The 13,059-nt window shown below is 72.8% G+C and carries 11 protein-coding genes; 8 read left to right on the top strand and 3 right to left on the bottom strand.

Annotated elements, in window-relative coordinates:
- The first annotated feature begins 226 nt into the window (after positions 1-226).
- Positions 227-2,239, top strand: a complete 2,013-nt coding sequence (gene selD / locus ACXMDP_RS11575; RefSeq protein WP_457767223.1) for a selenide, water dikinase SelD — start codon at positions 227-229, stop codon at positions 2,237-2,239.
- Here the strand turns inward: selD and mnmH are convergent.
- Positions 2,236-3,264: a tRNA 2-selenouridine(34) synthase MnmH gene (gene mnmH / locus ACXMDP_RS11570; RefSeq protein ID WP_457766871.1), complete on the bottom strand. Its 1,029-nt coding sequence runs from the start codon at positions 3,262-3,264 to the stop codon at positions 2,236-2,238. The two genes, selD and mnmH, sit on opposite strands and share 4 nt — an antisense overlap.
- A 261-nt stretch (positions 3,265-3,525) precedes the next feature.
- Here mnmH and ACXMDP_RS11565 point away from each other — a divergent pair, with 261 nt between their 5' ends.
- From ACXMDP_RS11565 to ACXMDP_RS11545, 5 genes are all read left to right on the top strand, one after another.
- Entirely contained in the window at positions 3,526-4,467 is a 942-nt protein-coding gene (locus tag ACXMDP_RS11565) for a putative selenate ABC transporter substrate-binding protein (protein WP_259729089.1), read from the top strand.
- Positions 4,468-4,477: 10 nt separating this feature from the next.
- Positions 4,478-5,227 carry a phosphonate ABC transporter ATP-binding protein gene (locus tag ACXMDP_RS11560; RefSeq protein ID WP_259729090.1) on the top strand — a complete coding sequence of 250 codons (750 nt, stop codon included), beginning with the start codon at positions 4,478-4,480 and terminating at the stop codon, positions 5,225-5,227.
- Positions 5,224-6,765, top strand: coding sequence for a PhnE/PtxC family ABC transporter permease (locus ACXMDP_RS11555; RefSeq protein ID WP_259729110.1), 1,542 nt, complete (start codon positions 5,224-5,226; stop codon positions 6,763-6,765). Before ACXMDP_RS11560 ends, ACXMDP_RS11555 begins: the two co-directional genes overlap by 4 nt.
- Before the next feature lie 64 nt (positions 6,766-6,829).
- Positions 6,830-7,978, top strand: coding sequence for a phosphotransferase enzyme family protein (locus ACXMDP_RS11550; RefSeq protein WP_259729091.1), 1,149 nt, complete (start codon positions 6,830-6,832; stop codon positions 7,976-7,978).
- Positions 7,975-8,571: a DOMON-like domain-containing protein gene (locus tag ACXMDP_RS11545; protein WP_259729092.1), complete on the top strand. Its 597-nt coding sequence runs from the start codon at positions 7,975-7,977 to the stop codon at positions 8,569-8,571. Before ACXMDP_RS11550 ends, ACXMDP_RS11545 begins: the two co-directional genes overlap by 4 nt.
- On the opposite strand, the gene ACXMDP_RS11540 is transcribed toward ACXMDP_RS11545, so the two are convergent.
- Positions 8,568-9,650 carry a TraB/GumN family protein gene (locus tag ACXMDP_RS11540; protein WP_259729093.1) on the bottom strand — a complete coding sequence of 361 codons (1,083 nt, stop codon included), beginning with the start codon at positions 9,648-9,650 and terminating at the stop codon, positions 8,568-8,570. The genes ACXMDP_RS11545 and ACXMDP_RS11540 overlap by 4 nt on opposite strands.
- 96 nt (positions 9,651-9,746) lie before the next feature.
- On the opposite strand from ACXMDP_RS11540, the gene ACXMDP_RS11535 reads away from it, so the two are divergent.
- The gene (locus tag ACXMDP_RS11535) at positions 9,747-10,274 is read left to right on the top strand and encodes a LexA family protein (protein WP_259729094.1); all 528 of its coding nucleotides are present in this window, start codon (positions 9,747-9,749) and stop codon (positions 10,272-10,274) included.
- Between the two features lie 21 nt (positions 10,275-10,295).
- Complete coding sequence (locus tag ACXMDP_RS11530; protein WP_259729095.1) at positions 10,296-11,597, top strand: Y-family DNA polymerase; 1,302 nt, start codon at positions 10,296-10,298, stop codon at positions 11,595-11,597.
- A gap of 3 nt (positions 11,598-11,600) precedes the next feature.
- Here ACXMDP_RS11530 and ACXMDP_RS11525 read toward each other — a convergent pair whose 3' ends face one another.
- Positions 11,601-12,929, bottom strand: a complete 1,329-nt coding sequence (locus ACXMDP_RS11525; RefSeq protein WP_259729111.1) for an aromatic ring-hydroxylating dioxygenase subunit alpha — start codon at positions 12,927-12,929, stop codon at positions 11,601-11,603.
- Between the last annotated feature and the right edge of the window lie 130 nt (positions 12,930-13,059).

Raw genomic sequence — 13,059 nt, 5'->3', positions numbered from 1 at the left:
AGGACAATCCTGGATGGCGGTGTGATTTCACCGAATCTGGCCCCACTTGCCGAATCCTGCCACCCGTTAGGCGGCGGCAGGGAATTTGTTCATTGCCCAGGCGTGGCCACAATGGCGCCATCTGCGCCCGACGACGCCCGTGCCCGGGCTTTCTGCCCCGCCCCGGCTGCACCTGGTGCTGGCAGGAGGGGGCCACAGCCATGCCCTGCTGCTGCGCCGCTGGGTGATGCGGCCTGCCCAGCGCCCGGCCGCTGCCCTGATCACACTGGTGAGCCGCGGCAGCACGGCGCTCTATTCCGGCCTGGTGCCCGCTGTGGTGGCGGGTCTGGTGCCCGCTGGCGCCGCCGCCATCGATCTGCGCCGCCTCTGCCGGCTGGCCGGCGTCACCTTCGTGCAGGCGGAGATCACCGGGCTTGATCTGGCCGAGCGGGCGCTGCTGCTGGCCGGCCGGCCGGCGCTGCGCTTTGCGCGGCTCAGCCTGGATGTGGGTGCCGTCACCGCGCCGAGCGCCGGCGCCATGGCGGTGAAGCCACTCGAACCCTTCCTCGCCTGGGCCGCTGGCTATGCAGCGCCGGAAGGCCCCGTTCTGCGTGGCGGCGGCGCGGCGGCGGTGGAGCTGGCGCTGGCCTTCCGCGCCCGTGGGTGGCGGCCCCGCCTGCTGCTGCGGGGCCGGGGGCTGCAGCTGGGGTCGGCGGCCGCCAACCGCGCCGGCGAGCGACTGCTGGCGGCGGCGGCGATTCCACTGGAACGCGACGCTCCCGCGCACGCCCTTGCCGATCTGGCCTGCACCGGCAGCCTGGCGCCTGCCTGGCTGGCCGCTGCCGGCCTGCCGGTCGATCCCGGAAGCGGCCGGGTCCGCACCGCGTCCAGCCTGGAAGTGGTGGGCCGCCCCGGCCTGTTCGCCTGCGGTGACTGCGGCCTGATCGACGGCCAGCCCCGCCCCCCGTCGGGGGTCTGGGCGGTGCGGGCCGCGCCGGTGCTGGCGGCCAACCTGAAACGCAGTATCGACAGCCCCAGCCGCCCCCTGAGGCCCTGGCGGCCCCAGCCGTTCGCCCTGCAGTTGCTCGGCGATGGCGGCTGGCATCCGGCCGGCCCCCGGGCCCTGGCCCTGTTCGGGCCGCTGGCGATCGGTCCGCACCGCTGGCTGTGGCACTGGAAGCAGGCCATCGACCAGGTGTTTATGGAACGCTTCACCGTCCTGCAGCCGATGGGCTCCAGAGGCAAGACCGAGCCCATGCCCTGCCGCGGCTGTGCCGCCAAGCTGTCCGCCGCCCCGCTGCAGGCGGCCCTGGGGCGACTCGGTGCGGTTGCCGTCCCCGCCGATGACGCCGCCGTGGTGGCCCGGCTTGACGACGGCGCGCTGCTGCTGCAGAGCGTGGATGGCTTCCCGGCCCTGGTGGACGACCCCTGGCTCAACGCCCGCCTCACCACCCTGCATGCCTGCAGCGACCTCTGGGCCTGTGGGGCGCCGGTGGAGAGCGCCCAGGCGCTGGTGACCCTGCCGGCCGCGGCGGCCGCCGTGCAGGAAGAGCTGCTGGTGCAGACCCTGGCGGGGGTGTGTTCCGTGCTGGAGCCGCAGGGGGCCGTGCTGCTGGGCGGGCACACCCTGGAGGGCCGCGATGGTGCCGGGCTCAGCCTGGCGCTCACGGTCAACGGCCGGGTGGCGCCGGCGCAGTTCTGGCGCAAGGGCCCGCTCCAGCCGGGTGATGTGCTGCTGCTCAGCCGCCCGCTCGGCAGTGGCGTGCTGTTCGCGGCGGCGATGGCGGCGGCCGCCGATCCCGCCTGGATCGAGCAGGCGCTGGCGGTGCTGCAGCAGAGCCAGGCGCCGCTGCTGCCGCTGCTGGCGCGCCACGGCTGCCGGGCCTGCACCGATGTGACCGGCTTCGGGTTGCTCGGCCACCTCGGCGAGATGATCGCCGCCAGTCCCGCGGTGCGCGTTGCTCTCGACTGGGCCGCCGTGCCGGCGCTGCCAGGCGCCCTGGAGCTTTTGGCAGCCGGTGTGGCCAGCAGCCTGGCCCCCGCCAATGCCGCCGCCCTGGCCCTGCTGGAGGGTGTGGTGCAGCTGGCCGGTCCTGGCCCGGACGGCCCTGAGGCCGCCCACAGGGCTCTGCTGATCGATCCCCAGACCTGCGGCCCGCTGCTGGCGGCGCTGCCGGCCGCCAATGCCGCTGCCGCTCTGCAGGAGCTGCGGGCGGCCGGCTTCGGCGCCGCTGCCCTGATCGGCCGGGTGCTGGCCTAGGTGTGCTTTCCCATCAGGCCGTCCGCCAGCAACCGGTCGGCGGCCTGCTCGGCGGTCTGCTCCCCCAGCTCCACGGTGACGACGCCACGACCGCTGAGGTCGTGGTCGTAGCAGCGGTCGTAGTAGTCGAGCATCTGCCGGCAGGCTTCGGTCGCCTCCCCGTTGGCGATCGCCTCCAGCGCGATGGCCGTGCGCTGAGGGCCCAGCCGCTTGGCGATGCGACGGGTGGCCTCCGCCACCGCGTCCGGGTCGTGCTGGCCGTAAATCGCCACCAGATGGGCCAGCCGCTGCTCCAGCGGCCGTTGCACCTCCAGCACCGGCGCGGCTTTCATCTGGCGCCAGAGGCCGGCCGGGATGCGGCAGCGGCCCACCATGGCGCTCTCCGCCTCCAGCCAGATCGCTTCCGCCCCCTCCAGCGCCCGCAAGGCGATGGCCAGCTGGTTTTCGTAGTGCTCTGTGCTGGGTTGCCGCGGCAGCCCCAGCCCGCCGAAGCTGCTGCCGCGATGGTTGGCAAGGCCTTCCAGGTCCACCACGGCGGCTCCACGCTGCTGCAGGGCCAGCAGCAATTCGGTCTTGCCGCAGCCGGTGCGGCCACCCAGCAGGCGCAGCGGCCAGGACCGCTCGAACAGCTCCAGCGCCCAGCGCCGGAAGCTCTTGTAGCCGCCGTGCAGCAGGCGCACCGGCAGCTCCAGGCTCTCGGCCAGCAGGGCCACGTTGCCGGAGCGCATGCCCCCCCGCCAGCAGGTGAGCCGCAGCGGCGCCCCCTCGGCGTCGGCGCTGCAGGCGGCCAGATCCGCCGCGAGTCCCTTCAGGCGCGGGCCCACCACCGCCAGTCCATGCAGCACTGCCGCCTGGCGCCCCTGCTGCTTGTAGAGCGTGCCCACCTCCGCCCGTTCGGCATCGCTGAACAGCGGCAGGTTGACGGCGCCGGGAATGTGGCCCTGGGCGAATTCCGCCGGGGTGCGCACATCCAGCAGTGGCCCCGTCCCCTCCAGGAAGCGCTCGATCGGCTGGGGCACCACCATCGCCAACCCGGGGCACGACGTCGTGAGCGCCATAGTGGCTCCAGGGCCGCCCTGCTGCGGCGCACCTTGCTTGCACGGCACCCCGGGCAGCGCGACGTGTGGCTCCTCGGACACCTCTTCGTGCCTCCTCGCTCCGCTGTGCTGCGAGCTGCTTCTGCGTTTCCCAGCGCAGTTGCCTGTTCAGCCGCCTGGGTGCCGAGGCGCCGGCCTGGGTCTCACCCGTCGCCCGCCCCGATCCTTCCCTCCGATCCCTTCTCACCGATGACGTTCCGCATCCGTGCCACCGCTGCGCTGGTGGGCCTTTCCCTGGCGCTGCTGCCGGCCCTGGCCCCCGCCGGCGGCCCCCTGCCGTCGCTGCTGAGCGAGGCGAAGGCGCAGCAGAACACCAAGGTGCTGCGCATCGGTGCGATCCCCGACCAGAAGCCCGAGGTGCTCAACCGGCTCTACCCGCTGGTGGCCAATGAACTCAGCCGTCAGCTGGGTGTGAAGGTCACCTACGTGCCGGTGGTGGATTACGCCGCCGCCGTCACCGCTTTCCGCACCGGCGGCCTGGATCTGGTCTGGTTCGGCAGTCTCACCGGCGTGCAGGCGCGCCTGCAGAAGCCCGGCGCCCAGGTGGTCGCCCAGCGCGACATCGACGCGTCGTTCCAGAGCGTCTTCATCGCCAACACCAGCAGCGGCCTCAAGCCGATCTCCAACGTGAAGGGGCTGACGGAGCTGAAGGGCAAGCGTTTCACCTTTGGCTCGGAGAGCTCCACCTCCGGCCGCCTGATGCCCCAGTTCTACCTGAATCAGGCCGGGGTCAAGCTCAGCGATTTCGCCGGCGGTGTCCCCGGCTTCAGCAGCAGCCATGACGCCACCATCGCCCTGGTGCAGAGCGGCGCCTATCAGGCCGGCGCCCTCAGCGAAGAGGTGTGGCGCAGCAACCTCAGCGCGGGCAAGGTCAACCGTGACAAGGTGCTCCAGATCTGGAAAACCCCCGGCTACCCCAACTACCACTGGCTCGCCCAGCCCGATCTCGACAAGCGCTTCGGCAAGGGCTTCAGCAACCGGGTGCGGTCGGCGATCCTCAGCTGGCGGACCACCGACCCCGAGCAGAAGCAGATCCTCGCCCTGTTCGGCGCCCAGCGGTTCATCCCCGCCAAGGCCGCGGATTACGCCCGTATCGAGCAGGTGGGCCGTCAGATCGGCAAGATCCGCTGAGGACGCACCGATGAACCCGGTGCTCGAACTGCGCGGCATCACGGTGCCGGGCCAACCGCGACCGCGGCTCGAGGGCATTGACCTCACCATCCGCCAGGGCGAGCGGGTGGCGTTGCTCGGGGCCAGCGGCGCCGGCAAGAGCACCCTGCTGGCGGTGGCCAATGGGCTGCTGCCAGCGCAGCACGGCGAGGTGCTGTGGGAGGGCCGGCCACCGGCCCGCTCACGGCGGGGCCGCCGCCTGCAGCAGGCCCGCATCGGCACCCTCTGGCAGGACCTGCGCCTGGTGGAAGAGCTCAGCGTGCAGCAGAACCTCAATGCCGCGCGGCTGGCGGTCTGGGGTTGGCCGAAGGCCCTGCTCAACCTGCTGCTGCCGCTCGAAACCGACGCCTGCCGCCAGGCGATGGCGACGATGGACCTGGAGCCACACCTGCTGGAGCGGCCGGTGTCGGCTCTCTCCGGCGGCCAGCGCCAGCGGGTGGCCATGGCGCGGCTGCTGCGCCAGGACCCGGTGCTGCTGCTGGCCGATGAACCCCTGGCCAGCCTTGATCCCCGCCTGGCGGCGGAGCTGCTGGCCCTGCTGCTGCGTCAGGCGATGCCGCCGCGTGCCCTGCTGCTCAGCCTGCACCGCCCCGATCTGCTGGAGGGCTTCGATCGGGCGATCGGTCTGCGGCAGGGCCGGCTGGTGTTCGACGGGCCGATCGCCGCGGTGCACCGGGCGCTGCTGACCGACCTCTACGAAGGCACGCCGCCGTGCAGCTGAGAGTTGCGCCGCCGCTGCTGGTGCTGCTGCCGGCCCTGGTGCTGCTGCCGCTGGGGCTGGTGCTGCCGGGCCTCAGCCACGGCGGTGGCTGGGAGCTGATCGGTCAGTTCGCCATGGCGGCGCTGACGCCGTCGCTGGATCCGGTGGTGCTGCGCTCGGTGGCCGGTGGGCTGCTGGTGACCGTGGCGATGGCGCTGCTGGGCTGGGCGGTGAGCCTGGTCCTCGGCCTGCTGCTGGGCGTGGCCAGCTCCCGCACCGTCTGGTCCACCCTCACCGGCAGTGCCCTGCCCGCCACCGGCATCCGCCGCCTGCTGGCCGTTCCCCGCTCCATCCATGAACTGATCTGGGGGCTGCTGCTCCTGCAACTGCTGGGGCTGCAGCCGGCGGTGGCTGTGCTGGCGATCGTGATCCCCTATGCGGCGCTGGTGGCGCGGGTGCTGAGTGATCTGCTCGACGCGTTGCCCACCACCAACGTGGAGGCCCTGCGGGCCGGTGGGGCGCCGGCGCCGGCCGCGTTGCTCACGGCGCTCGGCCCCGCCCTGCTGCCGGGGGTGCTCAGCTACGGCGGCTACCGGCTGGAGTGCGCCCTGCGCAGCGCCACCCTGCTGGGGGTGTTCGGCCTTGGCGGCCTCGGCACCGAGCTGAAGCTCACCATGCAGTCGCTCGCTTTCCATGAGCTCTGGACCGGCCTGTGGCTGCTGCTCGCCGTGATGCTCAGCCTGGAGGCCGGCCTGGGCCATCTGCGGCGACGTTGGCTGATGCCCGTGCGCTTCGGTCTGCAGCAGCCGTCGGTGGGGCTGCGGGCGCGGGAGATGCTGCTGGTGCTGCTGGCCCTGCTGCCGCTCTCGCTGCTGCTGGGTCATGCCCTTGGCGTGCAGCCCCAGGCGCTGCTCAGCGTGCAGCCGTTGCCGCCGCTGCAGAGCGACTGGCCCAGTGTGCTGGCCCTGCCCTGGCCGGCGCTGGTGGGCGGCACCCTGGGGCTGACGCTGCTGGCGGCCTGCCTGGCGGTGGGTCTGGCGCCCCTGCTGCTGCTGCTGGCGGCCCCGTCCCGCTGGCTGCGGGCGCCGCTGCGCCTGGTCTGGGCGCTGGGCCGCCTCTGGCCGCCGCCGCTCACGGCCTTGCTGCTGCTGCTGGTGCTGCAGCCCGGTGTCGTCACCGGTGCGCTGGCCCTCGGTTTTCACAACCTCGGCGTGCTCGGCCGCCTGCTGCTGGAGAGCGCCGCCGATGCCAGCCCGGCCACGGAGCAGGCGCTGGCCTGCGCCGGCAGCGGGCCGCGGCTGGCCCTGCTCTACGGCCGCCTCAGCGGCGTGGCCCGCCCCTACCTCGCCTATGCCGCCTACCGCAGCGATGTGATGCTGCGGGAATCGGTGGTGGTGAGCCTGGTGGGCGCCACGGGCCTCGGCAGCCAGCTGCTGGAGAGCCTCAGTTCGTTCGACTGGGACCAGCTGCTGGCGCTGGTGGTGGTCTATGCCCTGCTCACGCTGCTGGGGGAAGACCTCAGCGACCGCTGGCGGGCGAGGCTGCTGGCCAGCGGTTGAGCCGGGGACGGGCGGCGCGGCAGGGTGGGTGGCACCATCTGCAGCGCAGGCTGCCGCGCAGGCCATGACCGACGAGCCGGGGGGTGCCCCCGCAGTGCCATCGCCGCCCGCCGCGCCCGATCTGGTGGCGGTGGCCGAGCAGTTTGCGCTCGGCGCTCCGGTGCAGGCGATCGCCCCGCTCGGCGGCGGCAACGTCAACGACACCTACCTGGTGCAGCTGGTGGGGGCCCCCGGCGGCTCCCATGTGCTGCAGCGCCTCAACACCCACGTGTTCCGCCAGCCTCGGGATGTGATGCGCAACCTGCTGGCCTTCACCGCCCATGCCGAGCGCCAGCTGCAGGCGCCGGTGGCCGGCCCGGGCCGCCGCTGGGAGGTGCCGCGCGTGGTGCCGTTGCAGGCGGGTGCTGATCCCTGGCTGGAGTGCGACGGCGACTTCTGGCGCATGACCACCTTCATCGGCGGCGCCCGCAGCCTCGACCAGCTCAGTGACACCGGGCAGGCCCGTGAGGTGGGCTATGGCCTGGGCCGCTTCCACCGGTTGGTGAGCGATCTGCCGGTGGACCAGCTGGTGGACACGCTGGAGGGGTTCCACATCACTCCCACCTACCTGGCGGCCTACCACCGGGTCTGCGCCGCGTCGCCGCCGCCTGCCTCCCCCGAGCTGCGCCACTGCGCCGCCTTCGTGGCGGAACGGCAGCGGTGGGCGTCGGTGCTGGAGGACGCCAAGGGGAGCGGCCGGCTGCAGCTGCGCCCCATCCATGGCGACCCGAAGGTGAACAACGTGCTGATCGATGCGGCCAGCGGCGCCGCGATCAGCCTGGTGGATCTCGACACCGTGAAGCCGGGCCTGATCCACTACGACATCGGCGACTGCCTGCGCTCGGCCTGCAACCTGGCCGGGGAGGAAGCCGCCGACTGGCGCGCAGTGCGCTTCGACACCGGCTTCTGCGCGGCGCTGCTGGAGGGGTACGCGGCGGCGGCCCGCCCCATGCTCACCCCCGACGACGTGGCCTTCCTCTACGACGCGATCCGCCTGCTGGCCTTCGAGCTGGGGGTGCGTTTCCTCACCGACCATCTCGCCGGTGACGTGTACTTCAAGGTGCGCCGGCCGGGGCAGAACCTGCAGCGGGCCCTGGTGCAGTTCGCCCTCGCCGCCAGCATCGAGGCGCAGGAAGCCGAGATCCGCGCGATCGTCGCGGCGGTGATGGCATGACCTCGCCACCCTCATCGCCACCGCCACCTCTGGACTCCCACGCCTTCACGCTTCATCCCTTCCTGGCGGCTCCCCCAGCGGCGCCCGATCTTGACCTGTCGCCGGCGGCCCTCACCCTCACCGGCCAGGTGGTGCGGCGCGGCGCGGAGCTGCAGATCGGCTGGCGGCTGGCGGGCGCGCTCGAGGGCGTGTGCCTGCCGGAGCCGGCGGCGCTGCCCCAGCGCTGCGATGGCCTCTGGCAGACCACCTGCCTGGAGTTCTTCCTGGCCACTCCCGGTGCCGACGCCTACTGGGAGGTGAACCTCTCCCCCGCCGGCCACTGGAACGTCTACCGCTTCAGTGGCTACCGCCAGGGGATGGCGCCGGAGGCGGCGCTGCAGGCGCTGCCCTTCCTGGTCACGCGCACGCCTGGCGTTCTGGAGCTCGAGCTCACCTGCGACCTTGCCGCCCTCCTGCCCGGCGGCGGCCCGCTGGAGCTGGCAGTCACCGCCGTGGTGGAGCAGGCCGGCGGCGCCCTCAGTTACTGGGCCCTGGCCCATCCCGGCAATGCGCCCGATTTCCACCGCCGCGACGGCTTTCAGCTGCGCCTTTAGGGGGCGAGGGTCGCGGGCCCGGCCCCTGCCGGCGCTGCCGGCGGGAGCCTCCCCTCCTCCAGCACCCGTTCCACCACCAGCCCCCGGCGGCGCAGCAGGGCGATCAGCCCCCCTTCGCCCAGCAGGTGGGCGGCCCCCACCACCACCATGGTGTTGTCCGGCTGCTGCAGGAAGGACTCGATCGGCGGCAGCCAGTGGCTGTTGCGGCGGTCGAGCAGTACCGCCCGTACGCCCGGGGTTGAGCCGTCGTTCGCGAGCGCCAGCCGCTCCAGCGTGGCCAGATCCCCGCGGCGCCAGGCGGTCTCCAGCTCGTTCAGGCGGCGTGGCAATGGCTCCTGTTCCGCGATCGCCTGATCGAGCAGCGCCAGCTGGTCGCTGAGCGGCAGGCCCGCCAGCAGCCCCAGCTGAACGCTGGCCGTTTCCAGCCCCGTCACCGGTTTGCGATCGGCCGCGGCCCGTGCCTGCAGCTGGGCCTCCACGCCGTTCTCGCCGCCATAGCCGCTGCGCAGCAGCTGGCCCGAGGCCAGCATCAGCGCCACCGCCCAAGGTTTCAGCGGCTCGGCCAGTTCCGGCGTCAGGCCGGCGCTCTTCAGCAGCGGCTGCAGCTGCCGCCAGCGCTGCGGTCCCAGGTCGGCGCTGAGCGTGCCGCCGCCGTCCTGCAGGCCGCGGCGCAGCAGTTCCTCAGCCAGCTCCGCCGGACTTGTGCTCTTCAGATCGATTTCCATCACCAGCCGCGCGGCGGCGGCGTAAGCGCGCACATAGGTGGCCGGCAGGTTGCTGCGCGTGGCGGGAAGGCCGTGCATCGATCCGGCCACGTACACCCAGCCCGCCCCCTGGCGCAGTCGCCAGATCACCCCCGGCCCGGCCAGCTCCGCGGCCCATGCGCCGGTGCAGCTGAGCACCATCACAGCAGCGAGCGCCCCGCGCCTCAGGCTGCGGCCCCACGGGAGCGGGCCCCAGCGACGCTGGAGTCGGAAGGCGGCGGCGCCACGGGAGGTATTGCCACGGAAGACGACGCCACGACAGCCGCCATCACGGGAAACGCTGTTGGCCGCTGGCCGGGTGATTGCCGCATGCATGGCCCGCTGGCAGCGTTGCCGCAGGCTATTTCCGCGCTGCTGGCCCTGCTAGCTTTGGTACATCTGTACTAATCTGCAAGGCCTGCCCCGGGGCCCATGCCCGCCCAGTCACCGCCCGATCCCCTGCCGCTGCCGGAGGCCCGCTCACGGCCTGAGCCCCAGTCACGGCCTGCGGCCCAGGCCCAGTCACCGCCCGAGCCCCAGCCGCTCCCGCGGCCCCTGCGCCAGTGCCGCACCGGCCTGCTGCTGCCCCTGGCCGGCGAGAGCGTGGCTGCCGGTTTCCCCAGTCCCGCCGACGACTACGTCGAAACCGGCATCGACCTCAACGAGCAGCTGATCGCCCGCCCCAGCAGCACCTTCTTCCTGCGCGTGAGCGGCGATTCGATGGTGGAGGCCGGCATCCATCACGGTGACCTGCTGATCGTCGATCGCAGCGTCGAGCCGCGCCCCGGCCGCATCGTGGTGGCCGTGCTGGAGGGGGCCTTCACGCTCAAGCGCCTGGTGCTGCACCGCGGTCGCCTGCGGCTGGAGGCGGCCCATCCCGCCTACCCGCCGCTGGCCCTGGGCGAGGGCGACGACACGCTCCTCTGGGGCGTGGCCATCCACGTGATCCACCCGCTCTGAGCCCCCTCCACCCCAACCTCCATGGCCTGGGCCACCGCGCTGATCGACGGCAACAACTTCTACGCCTCCTGCGAGGCGGCGCTCGATCCTTCGTTGATCGGCCGGCCGCTGGTGGTGCTCTCCAACAACGACGGCTGCATCGTGGCCCGCAGCGCCGAGGCCCGCGCCCTCGGCATCGCCATGGGCACCCCCTATTTCCAGGTGCGCCGCGAGTTGGAGCGGCTCGGGGTGGTGGTGCGCAGCTCCAACTACGCCCTCTACGCCGACATGAGCCACCGCCTGATGCTCACGCTCGAGCCCTGGGTGGAGGAGCTGGAGGTCTATTCGATCGACGAAGCGTTCGGCCGCCTGCGCCGCCCCGCCGGCACCGGTGGCCCGGCAGGCACCGGTGCTGATCTCACCGCCTGGGGCCAGGCGCTGCGGGCCCAGGTGCGGCGGCATCTGGGGCTACCGGTGGCGGTGGGCATCGCCCCCTCCAAGCTGCTCGCCAAGGTGGCCAACAAGCTGGCCAAGCAGAACCGCGCCCACGGCGGTGTGTTCGATCTGGGGGTGGTGGCCGCCCCCGATCCCTGGCTGGCGGCCGTCGCGATCGAAGACGTGTGGGGCATCGGCCGCAAGCTCTCGCGCTGGTGCCGGCTGCGCGGCGTGGCCAATGCGCTGCAGCTGCGCGACATGGCCAGCGGTGAGCTGCGGGCCAGGGCGGGCGTGGTGGGGCTGCGGCTGCAGCAGGAGTTGCGGGGCCACAGCTGCCTGCCGCTGGTGGCGGTGCCGCCCGCCAAGCGGGAAACCTGCGTGAGCCGCAGCTTCAGCGAACCGGTGCGGGAGCTGCCCCAGCTGCGGGAGGCGATCGCCACCTACCTCAGCCGCGCCGCCGAGAAGCTGCGCCGCCAGGGCCAACGCACCGACACCATCACCGTGTTCGTGCGCAGCAGCCCCTTCAACGGCACCAGCTTCTACGCCAATGCCGCCACGGTGTCGCTGCCGCTGGCCAGCAACGACACGGCCGTGCTGCTGGCCGCCGCCCTGCCCCTGGCCGACCGCCTGTTCCGCCCCCACAAACCCCTGCAGAAGGCCGGTGTGCTGCTGCAGAACCTGCAGCCCCTGCAGCAGTTGCAGCACCATCTGCTCACGCCGCTGCCGCCGGAGCAGCAGCAGCGACGCGAAGCCCTGATGGCCACGATCGATGGCCTCAACCGCCGCTACGGCCGCGGCACCGTGCAATGGGCCGCCTGCGGTCTCCGGCCGGCCTGGGCGATGAAGCGGCAGCAGCTCTCGCGGGCCGCCACCACCCGCCTCAGCGACATCCCGGTGGTGCGCGCCTGAGCCTCAGGCCTTGGTGCGCAGGCTGTTGCGCGGCGGCACCGGCCGCCCCACGCGCAACTGATGCCGCCAACGCCCCGCCTGGAACCAGGTCGCTGCCGCCAGCGCCGCCACCACCAGTGCACCAGCCGCCGCCGCTGAGGCCCCCCACCAGGCCGCCGCGCCGAGCGCCAGCAGCAGCACGGCCGCCGCCAGCGGCTGCAGCTGGGCCAGCCGCCGGTCGGCGCCGGAGCAGCTGCGGCAGTGGCGGGTGTGGCTCTCGTAGCGCTCGAGCAGCGGCGTTTCCCCCAGCCGCTCGGGCAGCGGCGCCGCACCGAAGGGTTTACCGGCGCCGCCGCTGACCCAGTCGTGCAGGGCGCGCACGTAGCGATCGGACGGGGTGGCCAGGTAGCAGGAGCGCACCAGCGCGTCGCTGCCGCCCCGCTGCTGCAGCACCCGCTCCTGCCAGTGCAGGAAGGCCTGGTCGTCTTCCAGCACCACATGGTTGGCCAGGTGCTGCAGCCATTCGGGCCGCAGCTTCAGCAGCCGCGCCGGCAGCGCCGATTCGAAGCGGAAGGGGAAGCGGGCGAACAGGCGGCACTCCCCCGGCCGGATCGGTGTGGCGTACACCACGGTGAGGATGCGGGCAAAACCCTTGGCGGTGAGGTCGTGCCACATCAGGCAGGGGGCCTGAAAGCTGGTGTGCTGGGTGCCGAGCGTGCCCCGGCGCGGCCCCTCGGGCCACACGCCGGTGAAGCCGTCCGGTCCGCTGCTGGTCAGCTCCAGGTTCACCGGACCTGCCGTCTCGCGTTTGCCCACCGTGGCGTGGTGGGTGAACGGCACATGGCTCACATCGAGCACGTTCTCCAGCAGGGTGAGGGCGTCGTAGGGCAGGTCGCGGAAGGTGTCCTGCACGCTCCAGCGCTCCGGTTCCGCCGCGAGCATCGGCAGCAGTGGCAAGGGCACGGCGGCAGCCGTCTCCGCCTCCCCGGCGAACACGAACAGCAGCCCCTGCCCCGTGGCGGTGGCATAGGCGCGGCAGTGGCTGCGGGGCGAAGCGGCGGCCGTGTCGCCCTCCGCCTGCGGAATGGCGGTGCAGTGCCCGTCGCCGTTGAAGGTCCAGCCGTGGTACGGACATTCCAGCTCGCCCGCCCCGTTCAGCCGGCCCTGGGAGAGCGGCACGAGCCGGTGCGGGCACACATCCGCAAACGCGCGCCACTGGCCGGGCTCCCGGTCGTACCAGAGCACCAGGTCGTCGCCCAGCAGGGTGAACGGGGTGGGCCGCGCCGGGTCCAGGTCCTTGAGATAGGCAACGGGATACCAGCTGCGCCGCCAGATCGACCCCGCGGCCGGCAGGGCGTCGGTGGCCACGGTCGTAGGGCTGGCGGAGTCGGCGGCAGCGGCGGGTGTCAACGGAGCACAACCTGGGGGGTCGAATCTGGCAGGGCTGCCGGGGTGGCCGCGGTGCGGCCGGATGGCAGAGCGA

The organism is Cyanobium sp. ULC065, assembly GCF_977927515.1.
The sequence above is the reverse complement of the archived record's forward strand: the minus strand, read 5'-3'. Positions and strand labels throughout refer to the sequence as shown.

Excerpts from the sequence above, each read along its gene's own strand:
- ACXMDP_RS11560 (WP_259729090.1), top strand. The coding sequence starts at position 4,478 with ATGAACCCGGTGCTCGAACTGCGCGGCATCACGGTGCCGGGCCAACCG.
- ACXMDP_RS11535 (WP_259729094.1), top strand. The coding sequence starts at position 9,747 with ATGCCCGCCCAGTCACCGCCCGATCCCCTGCCGCTGCCGGAGGCCCGC.
- ACXMDP_RS11550 (WP_259729091.1), top strand. The coding sequence starts at position 6,830 with ATGACCGACGAGCCGGGGGGTGCCCCCGCAGTGCCATCGCCGCCCGCC.
- ACXMDP_RS11545 (WP_259729092.1), top strand. The coding sequence starts at position 7,975 with ATGACCTCGCCACCCTCATCGCCACCGCCACCTCTGGACTCCCACGCC.
- ACXMDP_RS11565 (WP_259729089.1), top strand. The coding sequence starts at position 3,526 with ATGACGTTCCGCATCCGTGCCACCGCTGCGCTGGTGGGCCTTTCCCTG.
- ACXMDP_RS11540 (WP_259729093.1), bottom strand. The coding sequence starts at position 9,650 with ATGCATGCGGCAATCACCCGGCCAGCGGCCAACAGCGTTTCCCGTGAT.
- selD (WP_457767223.1), top strand. The coding sequence starts at position 227 with ATGCGGCCTGCCCAGCGCCCGGCCGCTGCCCTGATCACACTGGTGAGC.
- ACXMDP_RS11530 (WP_259729095.1), top strand. The coding sequence starts at position 10,296 with ATGGCCTGGGCCACCGCGCTGATCGACGGCAACAACTTCTACGCCTCC.
- mnmH (WP_457766871.1), bottom strand. The coding sequence starts at position 3,264 with ATGGTGGTGCCCCAGCCGATCGAGCGCTTCCTGGAGGGGACGGGGCCA.